Annotated in this window: 18 protein-coding genes, 2 tRNA genes and 1 other RNA gene; 19 read left to right on the top strand and 2 right to left on the bottom strand. The window is 42.5% G+C overall.

The window, feature by feature from the left end:
- Nucleotides 1-22: 22 nt before the first annotated feature.
- The 8 genes from AC0NJP_RS01865 to AC0NJP_RS01900 all read left to right on the top strand — a co-directional run bounded on the left by AC0NJP_RS01865 (nt 23) and on the right by AC0NJP_RS01900 (nt 9,868).
- Nucleotides 23-1,324: a hemolysin family protein gene (locus tag AC0NJP_RS01865; RefSeq protein ID WP_474698587.1), complete on the top strand. Its 1,302-nt coding sequence runs from the start codon at nt 23-25 to the stop codon at nt 1,322-1,324.
- 74 nt (nt 1,325-1,398) lie between these two features.
- Nucleotides 1,399-2,118, top strand: a complete 720-nt coding sequence (gene recO / locus AC0NJP_RS01870; protein WP_474038315.1) for a DNA repair protein RecO — start codon at nt 1,399-1,401, stop codon at nt 2,116-2,118.
- A gap of 35 nt (nt 2,119-2,153) precedes the next feature.
- Nucleotides 2,154-2,585 (top strand): DUF4342 domain-containing protein, encoded by a 432-nt coding sequence (locus AC0NJP_RS01875; RefSeq protein ID WP_474038316.1) that lies wholly within the window; start codon nt 2,154-2,156, stop codon nt 2,583-2,585.
- A gap of 268 nt (nt 2,586-2,853) precedes the next feature.
- The gene (gene glyQ / locus AC0NJP_RS01880) at nt 2,854-3,738 is read left to right on the top strand and encodes a glycine--tRNA ligase subunit alpha (RefSeq protein ID WP_474038317.1); all 885 of its coding nucleotides are present in this window, start codon (nt 2,854-2,856) and stop codon (nt 3,736-3,738) included.
- Nucleotides 3,731-5,779 (top strand): glycine--tRNA ligase subunit beta, encoded by a 2,049-nt coding sequence (gene glyS, locus AC0NJP_RS01885; RefSeq protein ID WP_474698588.1) that lies wholly within the window; start codon nt 3,731-3,733, stop codon nt 5,777-5,779. The genes glyQ and glyS overlap by 8 nt, the downstream gene beginning before the upstream one ends.
- A 203-nt stretch (nt 5,780-5,982) precedes the next feature.
- Entirely contained in the window at nt 5,983-8,370 is a 2,388-nt protein-coding gene (gene ppsA / locus AC0NJP_RS01890) for a phosphoenolpyruvate synthase (RefSeq protein WP_474698589.1), read from the top strand.
- A 28-nt stretch (nt 8,371-8,398) separates the two neighbouring features.
- The gene (gene ccpN / locus AC0NJP_RS01895; RefSeq protein ID WP_474038320.1) at nt 8,399-9,043 is read left to right on the top strand and encodes a transcriptional regulator CcpN; all 645 of its coding nucleotides are present in this window, start codon (nt 8,399-8,401) and stop codon (nt 9,041-9,043) included.
- Between the two features lie 6 nt (nt 9,044-9,049).
- A complete protein-coding gene (locus AC0NJP_RS01900; RefSeq protein WP_474038732.1) occupies nt 9,050-9,868 on the top strand; it encodes a pyruvate, water dikinase regulatory protein in 819 nt (272 codons plus the stop codon).
- A 75-nt stretch (nt 9,869-9,943) separates the two neighbouring features.
- Here AC0NJP_RS01900 and AC0NJP_RS01905 read toward each other — a convergent pair whose 3' ends face one another.
- Nucleotides 9,944-10,414, bottom strand: a complete 471-nt coding sequence (locus AC0NJP_RS01905; RefSeq protein WP_474698590.1) for an LptA/OstA family protein — start codon at nt 10,412-10,414, stop codon at nt 9,944-9,946.
- Nucleotides 10,415-10,532: 118 nt separating this feature from the next.
- Between AC0NJP_RS01905 and AC0NJP_RS01910 the strand changes: the two genes are divergently transcribed.
- The 10 genes from AC0NJP_RS01910 (at nt 10,533) to AC0NJP_RS01955 (ending at nt 18,975) form a co-directional block, all read left to right on the top strand.
- A complete protein-coding gene (locus AC0NJP_RS01910; protein WP_474698591.1) occupies nt 10,533-11,528 on the top strand; it encodes a deoxyguanosinetriphosphate triphosphohydrolase in 996 nt (331 codons plus the stop codon).
- A 222-nt stretch (nt 11,529-11,750) separates the two neighbouring features.
- Complete coding sequence (dnaG, locus tag AC0NJP_RS01915) at nt 11,751-13,550, top strand: DNA primase (RefSeq protein WP_474038323.1); 1,800 nt, start codon at nt 11,751-11,753, stop codon at nt 13,548-13,550.
- A gap of 62 nt (nt 13,551-13,612) precedes the next feature.
- Entirely contained in the window at nt 13,613-14,716 is a 1,104-nt protein-coding gene (gene rpoD, locus AC0NJP_RS01920) for an RNA polymerase sigma factor RpoD (protein ID WP_474038324.1), read from the top strand.
- Nucleotides 14,717-14,789: 73 nt separating this feature from the next.
- Nucleotides 14,790-14,865 (top strand) — tRNA-Asn (locus AC0NJP_RS01925).
- A gap of 47 nt (nt 14,866-14,912) precedes the next feature.
- Nucleotides 14,913-14,987: transfer RNA gene (locus AC0NJP_RS01930), tRNA-Ile, on the top strand.
- Nucleotides 14,988-15,049: 62 nt separating this feature from the next.
- Nucleotides 15,050-15,766: a tRNA (adenine(22)-N(1))-methyltransferase gene (locus AC0NJP_RS01935; protein WP_474038325.1), complete on the top strand. Its 717-nt coding sequence runs from the start codon at nt 15,050-15,052 to the stop codon at nt 15,764-15,766.
- On the top strand, nt 15,763-16,866 hold the full coding sequence (locus AC0NJP_RS01940; protein WP_474698592.1) for a Nif3-like dinuclear metal center hexameric protein: 1,104 nt from the start codon (nt 15,763-15,765) through the stop codon (nt 16,864-16,866). Before AC0NJP_RS01935 ends, AC0NJP_RS01940 begins: the two co-directional genes overlap by 4 nt.
- Nucleotides 16,867-16,905: 39 nt before the next feature.
- Nucleotides 16,906-17,253: RNase P RNA component class A (rnpB, locus tag AC0NJP_RS01945), an RNA gene on the top strand.
- Between the two features lie 148 nt (nt 17,254-17,401).
- Nucleotides 17,402-17,722 (top strand): thioredoxin, encoded by a 321-nt coding sequence (gene trxA / locus AC0NJP_RS01950; protein WP_474038327.1) that lies wholly within the window; start codon nt 17,402-17,404, stop codon nt 17,720-17,722.
- 167 nt (nt 17,723-17,889) lie between these two features.
- Complete coding sequence (locus AC0NJP_RS01955) at nt 17,890-18,975, top strand: 6-phosphofructokinase (RefSeq protein WP_474698593.1); 1,086 nt, start codon at nt 17,890-17,892, stop codon at nt 18,973-18,975.
- A 32-nt stretch (nt 18,976-19,007) separates the two neighbouring features.
- Here AC0NJP_RS01955 and AC0NJP_RS01960 read toward each other — a convergent pair whose 3' ends face one another.
- A complete protein-coding gene (locus AC0NJP_RS01960; protein ID WP_474698594.1) occupies nt 19,008-20,261 on the bottom strand; it encodes an APC family permease in 1,254 nt (417 codons plus the stop codon).
- A 125-nt stretch (nt 20,262-20,386) separates the two neighbouring features.
- Here AC0NJP_RS01960 and AC0NJP_RS01965 point away from each other — a divergent pair, with 125 nt between their 5' ends.
- Nucleotides 20,387-21,262 carry a LysR family transcriptional regulator gene (locus AC0NJP_RS01965; protein WP_474698595.1) on the top strand — a complete coding sequence of 292 codons (876 nt, stop codon included), beginning with the start codon at nt 20,387-20,389 and terminating at the stop codon, nt 21,260-21,262.
- Nucleotides 21,263-21,386 lie beyond the last annotated feature (124 nt).

Here is a 21,386-nt window from a genome sequence, read left to right on the forward strand (position 1 = left end):
TCTATATAGCTTCTTTAAACTTTTGATTGCTTTTGCTCTTGTATTGGTAAACGGCTTTTTTGTTACTGCTGAATTTGCTCTCGTGAAAATACGCAAAACTCGGCTCGAAGAATTGATTCACCAAGGCGATAAACGGGCTCCCTTAGCCATGAAGGTCGTTTCAGCTCTTGACAGTTATTTGGGAGCTACTCAACTTGGCGTAACACTTGCTTCGCTGGGGCTTGGCTGGTTGGGAGAACCGGCTATTTCCAGCTTATTGCAACCTTTGTTTACGGCGTATTTACCGGGATCGCTTTGGCTGCAAAGTTCGATTAGCATAGCAGCCGGATTTACCATTATTACGTTTTTGCATATCGTGATTGGCGAACTTGTGCCGAAATCGATTGCCATACAGCATACCGAAAAAATGGTATTGTTTATTGTTTGGCCGCTCTATATTTTTCAAAAGGTTGGATCACCGATCATCGGCTTATTTAATCGAACGGCTCAGGCTATTTTAAATTTGATCGGCGTGCCACCTGCGACAGAAAGTAATATTGCTTTATCGGAAGAAGAGCTCCGCTTGATTGTCAGCGCCAGTACGCGCGGTGGTGTTCTTGATAAGATGGAAAGCGAGCTTATTGATAATGTTTTTGATTTTGCCGATCGCTTAGCTAGAGAAGTTATGGTTCCTCGCCAAGATATGGTTTGCCTCTTTACAGATGATTCTTTTGAAGAAAATATGACGGTTGTTCGTGAGACAAGCCATACCCGTTATCCCTTATGTGTAGAAGACCGTGATCATGTAATTGGCATGGTTCATTTGCGTGATCTGATGGAACTTGATTTAGAACCTGACGAGGAAAAAGATTTAAAATCAATTATGCGGGAAATTCTTGTTGTACCAGAAGGCATGTCTGTGGCGGAACTACTACAGATTATGAAACGAAAACGGACTCACCTTGGGGTAGTAATTGACGAATACGGTGGTACGGCTGGTCTTGTTGCCTTGGAAGATGTTCTAGAAGAAATTGTCGGGAATATTCAAGACGAGCACGACGAAGAAGAAGGGATTGAAATTCAACGCTTGCCTGATGGCAGCTATGAATTTGATGGTAGGGTACTGCTCGAAGAAGTGGCAGAACTGCTGCATATTGATTTGGAAGAGCATGAAGAAGATACAATTGGCGGTTATATGTTTGGACTGTTAGGCCGTAAACCGGAAGTCGATGATACCATGCAACTAGGTCTTTATGAATTTGTGATTTTAGAGGTAAATGGTTTTCGTATCGTTCGCCTTAAGGCGACTCTTATACATAAGGCTGTTGAGATAGAGGCAGAATAAACAATTAACAAAACGTTTATAAAAAGCAAATTAGGAGGAAGCGCAATGATTTTGCTGATACTGCGATGACTCTTGTGCCGACAAAAGCGCTTGTGCTCCAGGCCAAAGACAGTGGTGACGCTGACAGACTTGTTACTTTCTTTACGGAAGATCAAGGTGTGATTCAGTTGTTTGCCAGGCATGTAAGACGGGCTCGTTCTCCTATGGCTGGAACTGTGCAGCCTTTTGCTTTTCTGGAAATTACTTATGATAATGGCAAAAGTCGGTCTTTGCGGCAATGTTCTTTACTAGAACCTTTTGCTCATATGCGCCAGGACCTTATGGCTATGGCTTATGGCGCTGTTGTAGCGGAAATTGTTGTTCAGTTTTGGCCGGAAGGTGAAGGGGAGCCTGATTTACTGTATCAGTTGCTGGCAATTTTTCGGCTGATGCAAGAGCGAAATCCGCGTCTCGTAAGTCTCGCTGCTGGCTGGCAGCTTTTGCAGCGAGCTGGTTTTGGACCAGAACTTTCCGAGTGTGTTCATTGTCATAATCGTGTGGAATTGCCTTGTCATTTTTCTTCGCAGTTAGGCGGTACTGTTTGCAAAGAGTGTGCTACAGGCGAGGCTTTTTTGCTCAGTGAGAAAGTCTATGAATTGCTCTTAACGTTGCTATCCCTTGATTTTGATAATCCCAGTCATTTTGTTATAATTGGCAGTGATTTAATGCAGCTTGAAAAGCTATTTCTTGATTATTTGACTTGTCATCTTGACAGGCCCTTGAAATCATTGAACTTTATTCACAGTATTGCCTAATCAGCAATGATCATATAAATAGGAGGGATTTAGCCATGGAAGAAAAAGTAACGCTTGAAAAAATTGATATGATTCGTTCTCGCACCAATGCTTCATTTAAAGAAGCAAAAGAAGCGCTGGAAAAACATGAAGGCAATGTAATTGAAGCGCTGATTGAACTAGAAGAAAAGAAACAAAATAGTAAATGGACTGACGAAATTTCTGTAAAATCCAGCGAAGTTGTTGATAAAGTGAAAGATTTGATTCGGGAAGGGAATGTAAATCGAATTCGCATTAAAAGTGAAGATAAGATTCTTGCCGAAATCCCTGTATCACTTGGCGCCATTGGCGCGGTATTAGCGCCGCAAATTGCTGCGCTTGGCGTACTGGCAGCTGTGTTTAAAAAATGCAGTATTGAAGTGGTTCGCAATGATGACATCGTTGATGTAGAACCAACGGAAGAAACGAAGGAACGCCAGGAAGAATAGTTTACGCTTGCTTTTTAAACGCAAATTAGGTAAACTAGGAGTAATCTAAATTAGTTAGCGATGAAGGAATAAAGTATTTTGCCAAAAAGTTAGCGAACTGGGTCAGGTGAAAGCCAGTAACGGCGAAAGAAAGGCGCTCCAGAGCGAAACAGCATTTATGAAGGCGGGCCAATTTTTGGCCAAGCAGGGTGGAACCGCGGGATAACTTCCCGTCCCTGTAACAGTACTGTTACAGGGACGGGAAGTTTTTATTTTTAGGAGGGATATTGTGACTTTTCAAGACATGATTTTAACGTTACAAAATTATTGGGCCCAACAGGGTTGTATTATTCAACAGCCTTATGATGTGGAAAAAGGAGCGGGTACCATGAATCCTGCTACGTTTTTGCGCGCTTTAGGGCCAGAACCTTGGAATGTAGCTTATGTGGAACCATCGAGACGTCCGGCTGATGGCCGTTATGGTGACAACCCGAATCGGCTATTTCAGCATCATCAATATCAGGTAATTCGCAAACCGTCACCGCCAAATATTCAGGAGCTCTATTTGGAAAGTTTGGCAAAACTCGGTATTCGCCACGAAGAGCATGACATTCGCTTTGTGGAAGATAACTGGGAATCCCCGACACTGGGAGCTTGGGGGCTTGGCTGGGAAGTTTGGCTTGATGGTATGGAAATTACTCAGTTTACTTATTTTCAACAGGTTGGCAGCATTGATGTGAAACCAGTTTCGGTAGAAATTACCTATGGGCTAGAACGGTTAGCTATGTACATTCAAGGCAAAGAAAATGTTTATGATTTAGAATGGGTTGATGGGATAACCTATGGCGATATTTTTCACCAAAATGAAGTGGAACAGTCAAAATATAATTTTGAAGTTTCCGATGCAGCCTTGCTCTTTACTTTGTTTGACCAATATGAAAAAGAGGCATTGCGTGTTATTGAGCAAGGTTTAGTATTGCCTGCCTATGATTATGTATTAAAATGCTCTCATGCTTTTAATCTTTTGGACGCTCGCGGCGCGATTAGCGTTAGTGAGAGAACGGCGTTTATCGGTCGCGTACGCAACATGGCCAGACAATGTGCGCAAGCTTATCTTGAATTGAGAGAACAGCTGGGATTTCCCCTGCTGAAAGGAGGACGGGCAAGTGAGTAAGGATTTATTGCTAGAGATTGGTACAGAAGAAATACCGGCCAAATTTATGCCGGCTGCACTGAAACAGTTGGGAAAATTGGCCGGAGAAAAATTGGCTGAACTTAGAATTGATTGTGGCAAGATAGAAACTTTTGGTACGCCCCGCCGCCTAACTTTGCTGATACATGCTGTCAGTGAAAAACAAGCTGATAAAAAAGCAGAAAATAAGGGACCTTCCGTTAAAATCGCCTTTGATGATCAGAATCAGCCTACGAAAGCAGCTCAAGGCTTTGCCAGAGGACAAAAAATTGATGTAAAAGACTTGGTTGTGAAAGACGGCTACGTTTATGCTAACGTTTTTGAAGCAGGTCAGGAAGTTGTCGGTCTTTTACCGGAAATTATGACGGATTTGATTCAGCACATGAACTTCCCGAAAAATATGCGCTGGGCTGATCTTGACATGCGCTTTGTACGACCAATTCGGTGGTTAGTTGCTCTATTTGGCAGCGAGATCATTCCTTTTTCCATTGCCCAAGTGACAAGTGGCCGTGTTACTACAGGTCATCGCTTTTTAGGAGAAAAAAATATTTCGCTGGCAAATGCCGACGAATATTTTGCGAAGCTCAGTGAGAATTATGTCATGGTCGATCCGGCAGCAAGGCGTGAACTGATTACTAAGCAGATTAAAGAATTGGCTGTGGCCCAAGGCGGTACAGCAGCCATTGACGAAGATTTATTAGAAGAAGTCGTTTTTTTAGTAGAATATCCTACGGCACTGTGCGGTCGCTTTGAAGATAAGTATCTGGCATTGCCGCCAGAAGCGCTTATTACGCCTATGCGCGAGCATCAGCGTTATTTCCCGGTGTTTTCGCCAGAAGGCAAGTTGCTGCCTGTCTTTATTACGGTTCGTAATGGCAATGCCGATCATATTGATACAGTATGTCGCGGCAATGAACGAGTACTGCGGGCTCGGCTAGCTGATGCGGAGTTTTTCTATGAAGAAGACAAAAAGATTCCTCTTGATGTAAGAGTGCAGAAATTAAAAACGATTGTTTATCAAGATGGTCTTGGTACGATGTATGATAAAACGCAGCGCATTAAGAAACTAGCAGCCTATGTGGGTGAAATCAGTATTGTGAAGGCCGATGCTGAAACTCTTAGCCGGGCTGGCGAATTATTAAAAGCCGACTTAGCTACAGGCATGGTTTGTGAGTTTACAGAACTACAAGGGACGATGGGCGAAGCTTATGCGCTCCTGCAAGGCGAAACTCCAGCTGTGGCAAAAGCTATTTTTGAACATTATTTGCCGCGTTTTGCCGGTGACTCTCTGCCGACTACTGCAGCGGGAAAATTGCTTAGTATTGCCGATAAATTAGATAATATTGTGGCTACTTTCAGCCGCGGCCTGATTCCTACAGGTTCCCAGGACCCCTATGCGCTTCGCCGTCAGGCTCTGGGGATTGTAAATATCCTTATTGATGGACAAATTTCGCTGTCTTTATCGCAGTTAGTTCGTTTTACGGCTGACTTGTTAGGTTTAGAGGCTGAAAAAATCGCTTCCTTAGAACAGGCCGTACTTGATTTCTTTAGTCTTCGCCTTAAAAATGTTCTACAAGAAAACGAAATTCGCTACGATCTGATTGATACAGTTTTATCGCTTGGCGTAGATAATTGCTATGATTTATGGTTAAAAGCCCAAGCACTTCAGCAGCTAGTCCAGGCAGAAGAAGCGGTGCCTTTAATTCAGGCGATCGTGCGTGTCAATAATTTAGCGAAAAATGCGCAAAACGATGTTGTGACGAAAGAACTTTTGAATGATCCGGCAGAAGCTGCTTTGTATAGTAGTCTTTGTGCTGTTAAGGCGGAAATGACAGCAGCGGCAAGTGATTATGCGGTAGCGCTGCAAGCTCTGTATCAATTGAAAGCGCCGATCGATGCTTTCTTTGCGGCCGTTATGGTTATGGTTGATGATGAAGCTGTCCGTAATAATCGGTTAGCTTTGTTACGTCAGATTAGTCAACTCACACAGCCTTTTGGCGACTTTGCTAAAATTTTGGTTTGATTTTCTTTGCTAAATGAAAAAGTAATTAGTGTACACTATAAATCAGCTCCGAACAAGGATTTTTGTTCGGAGTTGATTTTTTTATAAAAATAGTGAAAAAATCAGGCCATAAAGCAGGAGATAGAGAATTTATATAGTATATACTATATAAGCTTATAAAGAATAATAGAGTATGCTATTTTATGGCGTATAAGGAGGATATTATGCAGGAAAAAAGTGAAAGTCTTATCTTATGGTTTGATGAAATTTGCAAGGAAGAAGTTGCTTTAGTGGGTGGTAAATCAGCATCACTGGGCGAACTTACATCAAAGACGAAAGTTCCCGTTCCGTTTGGCTTTGCAACAACGGCGTATGCTTATCGCTTATTTGTCAAAGAAAGTGGCGTAGGTGAGAAAATTGCTGATTTGATTGGTCAATTAGATGATGTAGAGGATAGCTATATGCTGCGCAAGGTAAGTGCAGCCATTCGTGAAGCAATTATGCAGGCGACGATGCCTGCTGCTATTGCTAAGGCAATTGAAACGGCTTATCAAACTTTGGCAAGCAAAGTAGGGCAAGAAAATCCTTTTGTGGCTGTTCGTTCTAGTGCAACGGCGGAAGATCTGCCTGATGCTAGTTTTGCTGGTCAGCAGGAAAGCTATTTGAATGTACAAGGCGTTTCCGATGTGGTAGCAAGAGTCAAAGAATGTTATTCATCGATGTTCACAGATCGCGCGGTTTATTATCGTGCCAAGAAAAAATTTGATCATCTTGATGTTGCTTTAAGCGCTGTAGTACAAATGATGGTTTTTTCTAAAGCTTCTGGCGTTATGTTTACTGTTGATGTGGCAACAGGTGATGATCAAAATATTCTTATTGAAGGTTCTTGGGGCCTTGGCGAATATATTGTGCAAGGAACAGTAACTCCCGATAGTTTTCTTGTTAAAAAATCAGATTTAACGATAGTAGACAAGCAAATTCACGATAAACCCATCATGCTAGTACGTAAGGCCGATGGTGGTTGTGAAGAGCAACAAGTACCGGCAGGACAGGCAAAGGCGGCAGTGTTGACTGATGAGCAGGTACGGGAGTTAGCGCAGCATGCTTTGGCAATTGAACAACATTATGGTTCCTATATGGATATTGAATGGGGCATTGACGAACGCGATGGAAAACTTTGGGTTTTGCAAGCGCGGCCTGAGACAGTATGGTCAAGAAGGAATAAAGAACGAGGAGGCAATATGATGCAGCAAGGAAAAGAGCAAGTTACAAATCGTCGTGTAGTAACGAAGGGGTTGCCGGCAAGTCCTGGACGGGTCAGCGGCAAAGCACATGTCATTCTTGATCCTAGTCTCATTGATCAGTTTAAAGAGGGGGAAATTTTAGTCACGGAAATGACGGCCCCTGACTGGGTTCCAGCCATGAAAAAAGCGAAAGCCATTGTCACTGATGCGGGCGGGATGACCTGCCATGCTTCCATTGTTAGTCGCGAGTTGGGTATCCCTTGTGTTGTTGGCAGCAAAAGCCGCGGTGTGGCAGGAACGACTGCTATTCAAGATGGCATGGAAATTACCGTTGATGCTACGAACGGCATTATTTATGAAGGTTGTATTGATGATCTTGTAAAACCAGCTGTTACAGAAGTCGCGACAGCGGCACAAGAAACTTTCCCGGTAACAGGAACAAAAATTTACATGAATTTGGGCGATCCTGACTTAGCTGATCGTTATAGCTCGCTTCCTTGCGATGGAATCGGTCTAATGCGCGAGGAGTTTATCTGGACAACTTCGATTCATGAACATCCGCTTTACTTAATTGAAACAGGACGGCCTGACCGAGTGATCGAAGCATTATCTGAGGGAATCCGTAAGGTTTGCCAAGCTTTGGCGCCACGGCCAGTTACACTACGTTTTAGCGATTTTAAATCAAGCGAATATCGTGATCTCAAGGGCGGCGATAAGTATGAACCTTATGAACCTAGCGCGTTATTAGGCTGGCGTGGCGCTTCCCGCTACTATGATCCTGTATACACGGAAGCGTTTAAGTTAGAGTTAAAAGCAGTTAAAAAAGTACGCGAAGAATTTGGTTTTAAAAATTTAAATGTAATGATTCCTTTCTGCCGAACTGTAGACGAAGCTGCTAAAGTTACGGAGTTAATGGCTGCCGAAGGACTGAGACGAGGACCCGATTTTAAAGTATGGCTTATGGCTGAAATTCCAGCGAATATTATTTTAGCGGATCAATTTAACGCCTTTGTCGATGGTTATTCTATTGGATCGAATGATTTGACGATGCTGACTCTTGGTTGTGACCGCGACAATGAAACAGTATCGCATATTTTCAACGAACGTAATTTAGCAGTACGTCGAGCGATTCGTCATTTAATTGAAGTGGCTCATCGTGACGGAAAAACTGTATCGATTTGTGGGCAGGCGCCGAGTGTTTATCCGGACTTTGCCGAGTTTTTAGTGAAGAGCGGGATTGATTCCATGTCGGTAAATCCTGATGCCGTAAAATCAACGAGAAAACTCGTAGCGCAAGTGGAACAGCGTCTCGTTCTCGATAAATTAACTGGTAGAGGAATTGCTGATAAAGAGGATTATACCTGGTAAAGGGCGAATTTCCTACTCAAAGGGAGTGATGGCTGCGCTTACCGCAAGACAAGAAAAAATTGTAGAAATTGTTCGCCAGGAAGGCCCAATTTCCGGCGGTGTTATTGCCGAAAAATTAAATGTAACAAGAGCTGCGCTGCGTTCTGACTTGGCCATCTTAGTCATGTCCGGGCTGATTGATGCTCGTCCTAAAGTCGGCTACTTCTATGTAGGAAATCATACGCTGCGTGTCATAGCAGAAGAACTGGATCGAATCGTAGTTGGCGATATTTTATCTGTTCCTGTTGTAGCACCTGCCGACTGCAGTGCTTATGATGCTGTTGTGACTTTATTTTTAGAAGATGTAGGGACTTTGTATATTGTGGAAAAAGGCGGCATCTTATCAGGCGTTGTCTCCCGCAAGGACTTACTCAAAGCCTCAATCGGCGCTGGCGATTTGCAAAAGATGCCAGTGAAAATGCTGATGACGCCAGTTCATAAGCTCGTTGTCACAACGAAGGAAGAGTCTGTGCTTGTGGCGGCGAAGAAATTAATTGATCATGCAATTGATAGTCTGCCTGTTGTACAACAACTGATGCAAGATGGCAAAGCAGTTACGGAAATTGTCGGTCGACTTACCAAGACGAATGTGACTCGATTATTTGTTGAAATCGGGGAAGAAAAAAGGAGGTAATGAAAAATAGCCACTTTACCGGTTATTTATGCTTTATCTGATTCGATTGGCGAAACAGCGGAAATGGTTGCTCGTGCTACAGCCAGCCAGTTTGATTCAGGCCTATTTGATATTATTCGTGTTCCTTATATTAATTCGGAAGAACAAATTGCTGAAATTGTCAGGGAAGCGGCGCAACGAGAGAACTGCATCATTTGCCATACTCTCGTGTCCTCTCATCTGCGTGAAGCTCTTTTGGTGATTGCTGAACAGCACCATATTCGGACCGTTGATATTATGGGACCTATGATTACGACTGTTCAGGCAATGTCAGGTTTACAGCCAAAACTAAAACCAGGCTTGGTGCATAAACTGGATCAGGACTATTTTAAGCGGGTTGAAGCTGTCGAATTTGCTGTAAAATATGATGACGGCAAGAATGCTTGGGGATTATTGAAAGCTGATATGGTGATTATCGGTGTATCTCGTACTTCAAAAACACCGCTAAGCATGTATTTGGCTCATAAACGTCTCAAAGTAGCGAATGTACCGCTCGTGCCGGAAGTGCCACCGCCGCCGGAATTGTTTCAAGTTTCGCCACATCGCATCGTCGGTCTGATTATTGATCCCTTTAAGCTGAATGAAATTCGTTCAGAACGTCTCAAAATTATGGGGCTTGCTTCTGATGCAAGTTATGCGAATTTAGAACGCATCTCGGAAGAATTGGAATATGCGAAAGCAATTATGCGGAAGACCCGTTGTATTGTGATTGATGTTTCCAACCGGGCTATTGAAGAAACGGCGAATCGAATCTTGGAAATTGCTCAAAAAAATGAAATTATTTAAAGAGAATCCCTGTTTCTATTTAGAAACAGGGATTCTTTGACTTATTTATTACCCAGACAGGAACAATTCTCTTTGCTAGAGAATTGTATCTGTTACTACATTATATTTAACTGATTCATAAGTCTTTGTGTCTTTGTCTTTTTTGACTTCTACATGACCCGTGAATAGGGCCTCTTTAGTTTTCCAGTTAAAAGTTACTTGATCCGCTGTAATTGTTAAGTCTTTTCGCAAAAAAATAATATTTCCTGTAATATCTGCTTTACTTTGTGCTCCTGAAACAAAGACGCTGTCACCGCTGAATTTAATATCGCCGTCATTTACTGTAATGCCGCCAAGGCCAGTGACTTCTAAGGTTGCCATATTTACTCGGGCTGCCCCAGCTGTTATAATGCGTGAACCTGCTTCGATATATACATTCCCTTCCAGATTATAAAGACCTGTTGTTATGTCAAAATAGGTTTTATCAGCTGTGATCGTTGGTTTGGCTAAGGCTGTACTGGAAAGAATAAGTAGAGCTATTAGAATTAACATGAGTTTTTTTATCATATAAGTCACCATCCTTACTGCTAGTATAGCAGAAATAGAAGGTGATTGTCATGTTTGCTAGTTTGGTAAAAATACCAAGTCTTTTAGTCGAAAAGATTAGCAGGGAAGGGTGAAAGTTATGAGTGTGAGAGAATATCTGGAAAAACTAGAATTAACGGTTCTTTCGGAACGAGCGGCAAAAAGCAGCCAGTCGCAAAAGGCGCGGCAAGAGGAGCCTTGTCCCTTTCGCACCGCCTTCCAACGAGATCGTGATCGCGTGATTCATTCGAAATCGTTTCGGCGCTTAAAACATAAAACGCAAGTTTATATTTCGCCGGGCGATCATTATCGCATGCGCATGACTCATAGTTTGGAAGTGGCTCAAATTTCTCGCACTATTGCCCGTAGTCTCCGTTTAAATGAAGATTTAACGGAGGCGATTGCTTTAGGTCATGACGTAGGTCATACTCCGTTCGGCCATGCCGGTGAATTTGCGCTACGTGATTTTTCCGGCCATTTTAACCATAATGAGCAAAGTCTTAGAGTGGTACGATATTTAGAAAAAAATGGTCAAGGATTGAATCTTACTAAGGAAGTGGAAGATGGGATTTTGTGTCATACTGGTCCGCAAAAACCGAGTACCTTAGAGGGGTGTATTGTTCGAATCGGTGACCGTATTGCTTATTTATGCCATGATTTTGATGATGGAATTCGTGCTGGAATGTTAAAACCATCTGATTTACCACAACAAGTAGCCAGTTTATTTGGTCGCAATCCTTCGCAGATGATTACAGCTATGGTTTCTGATATTGTGGAAACGTCAAGCAAAGCTGATGAAATTACCATGTCGGCGGCTGTGCAAAACGCCATGGATGAGTTTCGCGAATTTATGTTTGAAACACTTTATTTTTCTCCGGCGCTTCAACTAGAACGAGAGAAAGCGAAATTTATTATTTTAAGTCTCGTATCGCATTTTTTAAAAAATCCACACACATTACCGGAAGATTTTTTAGCAAGAGAAGCGCAGTGGGGATTGAAAACGAGCGTAATCGACTATGTGGCTGGTCTGACAGACTTATATGCAATTCGACTATTTGAAGAGTTTTTTTTACCGAAAAAATCGGGGTACCAATAATGGTAGAAGATTTTGTCTGCTTTGAGCGAAGAAAAATTTTTTGTCAAGAGGAAAAAGAGGATTTATAAAACTTATATGGAATAGTAATATATCCATAAAAAAAGAGTCTAAAATCCTGCTTGACAGAAAGCAGGATTTTGACGTGAGTTGTAGAATATACTCAAAACTTAATAATGCCTTAAGGGCTACAAGGAAGAATCGCTTACACGATAGGGGATCTAAATGAAGAGTACAAATGATGATTTCGTCGATCGTCTGCGAAGCGAAAGTGATATAGTTAGCGTTATATCAGATTATGTGCCTTTAAAAAAGAAGGGAAAGAATTTTTGGGGATGTTGTCCCTTTCATCATGAAAAGACGCCATCTTTTTCGGTTACGCCTGATAAAGGTTTTTTTTACTGTTTTGGCTGTGGTGCTGGCGGCAATGTTTTTAACTTTCTTATGAAGATTGAAAACATTGATTTTTTTGATGCCGTTAAGCTGCTAGCGCAGAAGTTAAATATCCCTTTACCAGAACGAGAAAAAACCGATGCGGAACGAATGAGAGAAAAGCAAATTGCTCGTTTAGTTCAGGCAAATCAGTTGGCCGCTGATTTCTATCATTCTTGTTTGACGCGGACTAACTATGGTAAAGAGGCGCTTGATTATTTGATGGATCGTCAAATTACGCCTGAAATTATCGAGATTTTTCAATTGGGGTTTGCGCCGCCTTTCTGGAATAAATTGAGTCAGGCCTTGCTTGAGAGAAGTGTTTCGTTGGCAGTTTTGGAAGAAAGCGGATTGGCCGTTAAGAGGCAGTCGGGTGATGGCTTCTATGACCGTTTTCGTAGCCGCATTATTTTTCCTATTGTAAATTTACGAGGCCAGCCGATTGCATTTGGCGGACGTGTTCTTGACAACAGTCAACCTAAATATCTCAATTCACCGGAAACGCCAATTTACAATAAGCGACGAGAGTTGTTCGGTCTTGATAAAACCTACAAAGCGATTCGCGACCAAAAGAAAGTTGTTATTGTAGAAGGTTATTTTGATGCAGTGAGTCTGTATGGCGCTGGGATCACTTGTGTTGCAGCATCATTAGGAACAGCTTTTACGGCGGAACAGGCCAAAGTGTTGCTGAAATTTACTGATGAATTTTATTTTGCTTATGACAGTGATGCGGCTGGACAAAATGCTACGAGTCGAGCTATTATTACGGCTAGCGAGGCTGGGGCGAAAGTAAAAATTATTCAAATTCCCGATGGTAAGGATCCTGATGAATATGTGCGGCGTCATGGTGGACAAGCTTTTGCCGCACTTATGGATAAGGCGTTAACGGCTATTGCTTATGAGGTGGAAAGGGCGCTTGGCAGCATTGACCATTCTCACTTAGAGGGAAAAGCTGCTGTAATTTCACAGGTTGTTCCATTTTTGGCGCAAGCTCATAATGCCGTAGAGATAAATGCTCATATATCACGATTAGCTGCTGTTTTAACAATTGACGAAGGAACAATTCGGGAAGAGTTAAGAAAATATCCTTTACAAGCTAAAAAGGATAAAACTGTAAAAGGCGGATATACTAGTAATGTTCTTTCTCTTGCTGGCCCCAAAGTAGGGGCGGCAGAACAGGCAGAACGTCATCTAATGCATTTTTTGTTTCAAGATGCGTCGATATTACCTTATGTAGAATCAATGCTTGGGATAGGGCATTTTAGTAGTCCAGTTCGACAGGAAATTATGGCAGCGCTTAGTTCTGATTATAGTGCTACAGGTAAGATTGATCCTGAAGGGATATCTCTTCGCTTGAGTCAGGCAGCGGCAGCTGAATTATCAGGCATTATGCTGCTAGAGACTCCTTGTGAAGATAAGGTGCGCCTAGTAGACGACTATATTCGAGCCATAGAACTTGCTTTTTTGAAAAATCAATATGAAGAGCATCGGTTAAAAGCCGATGAATTAGAACGCATGGGGGATAGTCGCTTTTTGCAGGAATTAGCAGAGAGCCAGCGAATTAAACATGAAATTAATAAATTATACCAATAAAAATTTTAATAAGTATCAATCGGTCATGCTGACCGCCATCGGCCTGGGGAGGGGGGAATAAAATGACAGAGAAAAAGAATCAGACGACTGATCATGTTAATGAATTGCTGCACCGCGGTAAAAAACGCGGAGGTGTGCTAACATATGCAGAAATTATGGATACTTTTCAGAGCGATGACTTGACACCTGATGAGATTGATGATGTGTATGAAATGTTCACGACGAAAGGTATTGAAATTGTTGATGAAATCCCTGAGGCAGAAGGACCTGGCACAGCTGACATAGAAGAAGAACAGGCGGAAGAGATTGATATTGACCTGTCAATTCCTGAGGGAGTTACGATTGATGATCCTGTGCGCATGTATTTGAAGGAAATTGGGCGTGTGCCGCTGTTAACTGCCGATGAGGAAATCTTATTGGCAAAACGCATGGAAAAAGGTGATGAAGACGCCAAACGTCGTTTGGCTGAAGCGAATTTGCGCCTTGTTGTAAGTATTGCGAAACGCTATGTGGGTCGAGGAATGCTATTCCTTGATTTAATTCAAGAGGGAAACCTTGGCTTGATTAAAGCCGTGGAAAAGTTTGATTATAATAAAGGCTACAAGTTCTCTACCTATGCAACTTGGTGGATTCGTCAGGCCATTACGCGGGCCATTGCCGACCAAGCGCGGACGATTCGTATTCCGGTGCATATGGTTGAAACTATTAATAAATTAATTCGCGTATCGCGACAGCTTTTGCAAGAACTTGGCCGGGAACCAGCGCCAGAAGAAATTGCTAAAGAGATGGAAATTACAGTTGAGCGCGTACGGGAAATTATGAAAATTGCCCAAGAACCAGTTTCCTTAGAAACTCCGATTGGGGAAGAAGAAGATTCCCATCTTGGCGATTTTATTGAAGATCAAGAAGCGCCAGCGCCAGCTGAGGCCGCTTCATTCATGCTTTTAAAAGAACAGTTAGAAGAAGTTTTAGAAACTTTAACTGATCGTGAGAAAAAAGTACTGCGCCTTCGCTTTGGTCTTGATGATGGGCGTGCCAGAACACTGGAAGAAGTCGGTCAGCATTTTGGCGTTACAAGGGAGCGTATTCGTCAGATTGAAGCGAAAGCTCTAAGAAAATTACGTCATCCTAGCCGTAGCAAGAAATTAAAGGATTTTCTGGAATAATTATCATCTTTTCTATGAAGTTGCTTGACATAATAACTTATTTTGTATTATAATATATCCCGTTGGTGACTATTCCTTGATAGCTCAGTTGGTAGAGCAATCGGCTGTTAACCGATCGGTCGTAGGTTCGAGTCCTACTCAAGGAGCCAAATGATAACAAAACAGGCTTTCTTCGGAAAACCTGTTTTCATATCTTGGGCCTATAGCTCAGCGGTAGAGCAGCCGGCTCATAACCGGCTGGTCCCTGGTTCGATACCAGGTGGGCCCACCAGTTGAAATAATGCGGGATTCTTGCAAAGCAAGAATTCCGTTTTTCTTTGTAAAGGGGAGAAAATGATGAAATTGAATGAAAGACTGCGTCAAATAGCCGCTTTCGTTCCCCAAGGTGCTAGAATCGCTGATATTGGCACAGATCATGCTTATTTGCCCGTGTTTCTTGTGCAGCAGAACGTGGTTTCTTGGGCCATTGCTGGTGATGTTCATGAAGGGCCCTATAAAGCTGCTTCGCTTACTGTTCGTCAAGCGGGGCTGTCTGATAAAATTTCTGTACGTTTAGGCGATGGCCTAACTGTAATTGGTGAAGATGAGATCGATGCAGTAGTGATTGCCGGTATGGGCGGGCAGACAATGATTGAAATTCTCCAAAAAGGTGAACTCTGGATAAACCGTCTTACGACGCTTGTGCTACAGCCGATGGGAGCTGCGGGCGCATTGCGTTTATGGCTGGTAAAGCACGGTTGGAAGCTAATTGATGAGGCGCTTGTAATAGATGATGACCGTCTTTACGAAGTGATTTGTGCTAAGCGTTCAATTTCCGGGCAGGGGACTTTGTCGGTAGAGACAGAAATTACGGAAGCTGAGAAAATTCTGTATGAAGTTGGTCCAATTCTGCTAAGAAAGCAAGATCCCTTGCTGTCTCAGCATATTGGTCAAAAAATAAATGATACAAAGCGGATCTTAACGCAACTGAATAATGCCGGTATTGGGGCGCAGGAAAAGACGATTGTCTTAAAAAGACAGCTACAACAATTAAAGGAGCTTTTGCCATGACAGTAACCTGTGCAAGTGTAATGCAGGCTATGGAGAATTGGGCGCCTGCTTATCTAGCGGAAGAATGGGATAAGATTGGCTTGTTTGTAGGAGCAAAAGAACAGCCTGTGAATAAAATCATGACAACTCTTGATGTGACGCTGGCTGTCGCCCAGGAAGCGGCAGAGTGGGGGGCTGATCTGATTGTTTCGCATCATCCTTTCTTATTTAAGCCTTTGAGCAAAATTGATACAAACAGTGAACAAGGGAAAATTGTGAAACTGTTGTTAACGCATGATATTGCTGTTTTTTCTGCTCATACTAATCTGGATTGTGCTCGTGGCGGCGTAAATGATGTGTTAGCGCAGCAATTAGGTTTGCGCAATATACGACCTTTTATTAGTGGTTATGAGCAACCTTTCATAAAATTAGTCACTTATGTGCCGCAAGAAGCTTTTGGAGCTGTTTGGCAAGCCGTGACTTCTGCCGGAGCTGGCCATATTGGGCAATATAGTCATTGTACCTTTGCTGTAGAAGGAACTGGCTCTTTTTTGCCGCAAGCAGGGACTAATCCTTATTTAGGCAAAGTTGGCAGCGTTGAAAAAGTGGCGGAGTTACGCCTTGAAACTATTTTGCCAGCGGCTAAAAAACAGCTGGTTTTAGAAGCTTTACTTTCGGCTCATCCTTATGAAGAAGTAGCCTATGATTTGTACGCGTTAGAAAATAAGGAGAAGTTTCCTGGCTTAGGTCGACTCGGGACTTGTTCTAGTCAATCGATAGCCGATTTTGCTGCTTTGGTTAAAACAAAACTTGGCTTATCATCCATTCAGGTTATTGAGGGGGATGAAGGCTTAGTGGAGACAGTCGCTGTCGTCGGTGGCAGTGGTGCGGAATTTTTCCGACAAGCAAAAGCTTTGGGGGCGCAAGTTTTGGTAACCGGTGATGTAAAGTACCATGATGCTGTCGATGCGAAAGCATTAGGAATTACGCTGATTGATGCAGGTCATTATGGAACAGAGGCTCCTGTTGTGCCAGTTATAGCGGAATATTTACAGAGTTGCTTTTCCAAAATTATTGTAACTACAGCTTCTTGTCAGAAATCTCCTTTCTCAGTTTATTGACAGAATCACTTTAATCTACTATAATTAAAAAGCTGTTTATGAGTATGAAAGATGATCGCGAGTACTTTGTATTCGAGGAAAGTCCGAGCTCCGTAGGGCAGGGTGCTGGATAACGTCCAGCGAGGGTGACCTTAGGGAAAGTGCCATAGAAAAGAAAACCGCCGATTTTTCGGTAAGGATGGAACGGTGCGGTAAGAGCGCACCAGCAACCAGGTGACTGGTTGGCTTGGTAAACCCCACCTGGAGCAAGACCGAATAGGGAAGGGATGAAGTTGCCCGCAGAACCTTCCGGGTTGTGTCGCTAGAGCTTCTAGGCAACTAGAAGCGTAGATAGATGATCATCACCGCTACGGCGGAACAAAACTCGGCTTATTGATTACTCGTAACTAAAAAACCGCTGTCAAGCGGTTTTTGTTTTTATCTTTATTGATAATTACTTTTTGTTGACAAGATTAATAAATTTTTCTACAATAAATATAATAAGAGTAAAGAAAATTTATTTTTCTTTATAAACAGGTTAGAGGAGGCAAGAACAATGGCTGTTATTGCAATTGAAAATATAGCTGATTTTGATCAACTGATTGAGGCAGGTAAACCTGTATTGATTGATTTTTGGGCGCCTTGGTGCGGCCCTTGTAAAATGGTTGCTCCTGAAGTGGAAAAAGTTGCGGAAGCTTATCAGGAAAAAGTGCAAGTGGCAAAAGTCAATGTAGATGCCGTAGCTGGCTTGGCTGGTAAGTATAAAGTTATGGGTATTCCTACTTTACTTATTTTTAAGGATGGACAGGAAGTCAATCGCCTTGTTGGATTTCGACCTGCTGCTGAAATAACTAAGGCGCTTGAAGGAATAGTTTAAGAGGATTCCACTTTATAGTGAGATACTATTTTGAGCTTCTTCGTGTGTCGATTATTGTTGGTTTTAGGCAGGAGAATTCTTAAAAAAAACGAATCTAAAAGTCAGAGTTCTTTATGGAACTCTGACTTTTTTAGTATACAAACCTTATTGCCAGAGGAGGCTTTATTTTGAAAAATATTGCAGTACTGACAGGCGGCGGTGACTGTCCCGGTTTAAACGCAGTGATCAGAGCTGTGTACAAGAGCGCTCGTACGCAGGGGCTTGTCGTTTATGGTGCGAGAAATGGTTTTAAAGGTTTAGTAGAAAATGATCTTCATTTGCTTACATCAGAGCTTGTTTCCGGGATATTACCGCGCGGCGGTACAATTTTGGGGACGACAAATCGCGATAATCCTTTTCACTATCAATGCCAAGAAAACGGTAAAGTGGTATTTAAAGATATGTCACAGCAAGCAATTAATAATTTACGACAGCGGGAAATTGCAGCGCTCATTGTTATTGGCGGCGATGGTACCCTTAAAATTGCTTATGATCTGGCAGAACTAGGCTTTCCTGTAGTTGGTGTACCGAAAACCATTGATAATGATTTGCCGCAAACAGAAAGGACTTTTGGGTTTGATACGGCCGTAAGTATTGCAACTGAGGCGTTAGATCGTCTTCATACAACAGCCGAATCGCATCATCGTGTCATGACGCTGGAAGTGATGGGCCGTTATGCTGGTTGGATTGCCTTGCATAGTGGTATTGCTGGTGGATCTGACTGTATTTTGATTCCGGAAATTCCCTTCGAGTGGGAAGCAATTGTGGAAAAAATTGAACGGCGGCGGCAGAATGGAAAGTTGTTTAGCATTATCGTGGCAGCGGAAGGCGCACGGCCCGTCAATGGTGAAATGTCTGTGGCGAAAATCATTGAAAATAGCCCGGAAAAAATACGATTAGGCGGAATTGGTGATAAAATTACGCATGAGCTAGAAAAGCGCCTTGAAGTAGAATGTCGTTCTACTGTTCTGGGCCACTTGCAACGGGGTGGCAGTCCGACTGCATTTGATCGAATTTTGGCAACTCGCTATGGCGAAGCCGCTGTTAGAGCGATTAAAAATGGAAAGTTTAAAACGATGGTTGCCTTGCAAGACAATCGAATTGTTTTAGTGGACTTAGCTAAGGTCGTCGGTCAGCCGCATCTTGTTTCGGTAGATCATGAACTGATACAAACTGGGCGGGAACTGGGCATAGCTTTTGGCGATTTCTTATAAAGTGATCGGTTATATTCCCTGGATTTATCGGCTTATTTGTATTTCTGATATAACTTGTAACTAAATAATAGGGCTGCTACAGTGAGGGAATAGAGGGTAAACCAGCCAGAAAACAGGAACAGGATAAGCGCAAACAAAGTACTGATCCAGGCGAGTCCCTTGGCGGCTTTTCCCGAAAGAATGTGGGTTGCAGCGCTCATTGCCAGAAAGTAGACAGCTAGAAAGTTAGCAGAAGGGATATTGATCAGCGGATAGAGATTCCATGATAGGCTATAACTTAATAGCAATATGAACAAATAGAGCGGAACGAAGGCTAACAAAGCTCTATGAGGTGTTTGATAGCGAGAATGAAGTTGAGAAAAACAGGCGGGAAAAGCGCCATTTCTAGATTGGGCGTAAACAAGGCGGGAGAATCCGGCAATAAAGGTGTGTAAAGGACAGTAGCAGGCAATAAAACCAAGTAGAGCAACAAGAATTTTGGCGTGGTCTCCCCAACGATAGGCGGTTAAAGTAATCATAGCAGTGAGCGGCGACTCTGATTGATATACATTGGTTCCTACTGTCACAAAAGCTACAGCAAGGTAGATGAAATTGATAACAATTACCGAGATGAGTAGGCTTAGCGGGAGATCCTTGCGAGGATTTTTAAATTCTTCGGCAAGATTTCCAATCATTTCCCAACCCATAAAAGCGAAAAAAATAAACGACATAGCTCCGCCGACAGGTAGCCAGCCATAGGGGAGAAAGGGAGTAAAGGCAGTCACTGTAAGAGCGGGAAGGGCTGAAATAATGGCAATAGTGAGAATCAGCAGAATGGATAAGACAACGCCGATCTGTGTTTTGCCTGATAGTTCGATACCGCGATAATTGAGTGCAATGGCTGTGAGAATCAAACAAGCTGCAGCAACATGGATATTTCCTTGCGTCCAATTAAATACGCTGCCAAGGTAGTTGGCGCCGATGAGGGCGGTAACCGGCATGCCAAAAGGCATGGCTGTTAGCATGAGCAGGCTGGTGAGCTGTCCGGCTAAGCTACCATACGCTGTATGTACATAAGTAGCAAGACCGCCGGAATCGGGAAACTTTGATGATATCATGCCAATTACGGCAATCATGGGCAAGGAAAGCAATCCGGTAAAGAGCCAACTAAGCAGAGAAGCTGGCCCTGCTAGAGATGCTGTAATTGCAGGTAATACCAAAATTCCAGCACCGAGGACCGCGCCGATTGTCATGGCAGAGCCTTGCAACCAAGTGATGCTTTTTTTAAAGGAAATATCTTCGTTCATCAACGATAACCACCTTAGTGAAATTCGATTGCGCAAAAGTTGCTTATAGCGTATCATAATATTTGTATTTTGATAAGTCGATTGTTTTGATTAAAATGATCGATTTTTTCGATTGGTGTGATAGCATGATTAAGAATTTAGAAATTTTTATCGCCGTGGCTAAAAATCTGAACTTCGGTGAGGCAGCTAGACAGCTCAATTACTCGCAATCGACTGTTTCGGAACAAATCAAGAATCTCGAAACGTATTTGGGCGTAAAAGTATTTGAACGCATTGGCCGAAAAGTGTTTTTGACGGAGCAAGGAAAACAGCTACTCCCTCATGCGGAACGTATGGTTCGTGATGCCAAAAATCTTAAGCTTTTATTTCAAAATGAGTCTAAAGTGGCGGGGACTCTTGTAATTGGTGCGGCTGAAACTCTTTGTACCTATTGGCTTCCTCCACTGCTAAAGGAATATCAAAAGCTTTATCCTAAAGTGCAGATTCACATTCGAACTGGGGTTTGTACGGAGTTTCCACAATGGCTGCAAAAAAATATAATAGATGTTGCTTTTAGTCTTTATGAAGAATATAAAGAGCCGCAGTTGCGTGAAATTACTTTGTTTAGTGGTGATACGATCTTATTTGCAGCGCCTGACCATTTTTTAGCTAAGTGCTCTAAATTGACGATTCACGATTTATCAGGGGAAACGCTGTTAATGCCTGAAGGGAGCTCTGGTTATCCTACAGATTTGAAACTTTTACTTAGTAAAAATCAGGTTTCCGTAAATTGGTTAGAATTTAGTAGCTTGGAAACGATCAAGCAATGTGTTAGAAATGGTCTTGGCATAGCGTTATTGCCGGAATTGGCCCTAAAAGCAGAATTAGAGCGCAGTGAGTTAGTAAAGCTGCCTTGGCAATCCGGGATTGCCGTAAAATCTCAGATGGTTTTTCATCGGGATAAATGGTTTTCAGCGCCGCTTGCAGCGCTAGAAAAATTAGTACATTCCCAATTAACATAAGTTTAAAAGATTTCTGTTAACAAATTAAAAATTTCACATAACAGGAATTCTTAATAGTGTAAGAGAATGTAAAATGTTAGAATGGAAAACTGTGGGTTTTATACTAAAAGAATCGGAAAAGGTA

This window comes from Pelorhabdus sp. sgz311002 (genome assembly GCF_056134285.1).

Bases quoted from the DNA above. Each gene is read 5' to 3' on its own strand.
- trxA (WP_474038327.1), top strand. From the start codon at position 17,402: ATGGCTGTTATTGCAATTGAAAATATAGCTGATTTTGATCAACTGATT.
- ppsA (WP_474698589.1), top strand. From the start codon at position 5,983: ATGCAGGAAAAAAGTGAAAGTCTTATCTTATGGTTTGATGAAATTTGC.
- AC0NJP_RS01965 (WP_474698595.1), top strand. From the start codon at position 20,387: ATGATTAAGAATTTAGAAATTTTTATCGCCGTGGCTAAAAATCTGAAC.
- dnaG (WP_474038323.1), top strand. From the start codon at position 11,751: ATGAAGAGTACAAATGATGATTTCGTCGATCGTCTGCGAAGCGAAAGT.
- AC0NJP_RS01960 (WP_474698594.1), bottom strand. From the start codon at position 20,261: ATGAACGAAGATATTTCCTTTAAAAAAAGCATCACTTGGTTGCAAGGC.
- rpoD (WP_474038324.1), top strand. From the start codon at position 13,613: ATGACAGAGAAAAAGAATCAGACGACTGATCATGTTAATGAATTGCTG.
- AC0NJP_RS01910 (WP_474698591.1), top strand. From the start codon at position 10,533: ATGAGTGTGAGAGAATATCTGGAAAAACTAGAATTAACGGTTCTTTCG.
- AC0NJP_RS01905 (WP_474698590.1), bottom strand. From the start codon at position 10,414: ATGATAAAAAAACTCATGTTAATTCTAATAGCTCTACTTATTCTTTCC.
- AC0NJP_RS01935 (WP_474038325.1), top strand. From the start codon at position 15,050: ATGATGAAATTGAATGAAAGACTGCGTCAAATAGCCGCTTTCGTTCCC.
- AC0NJP_RS01875 (WP_474038316.1), top strand. From the start codon at position 2,154: ATGGAAGAAAAAGTAACGCTTGAAAAAATTGATATGATTCGTTCTCGC.
- ccpN (WP_474038320.1), top strand. From the start codon at position 8,399: ATGGCTGCGCTTACCGCAAGACAAGAAAAAATTGTAGAAATTGTTCGC.
- AC0NJP_RS01940 (WP_474698592.1), top strand. From the start codon at position 15,763: ATGACAGTAACCTGTGCAAGTGTAATGCAGGCTATGGAGAATTGGGCG.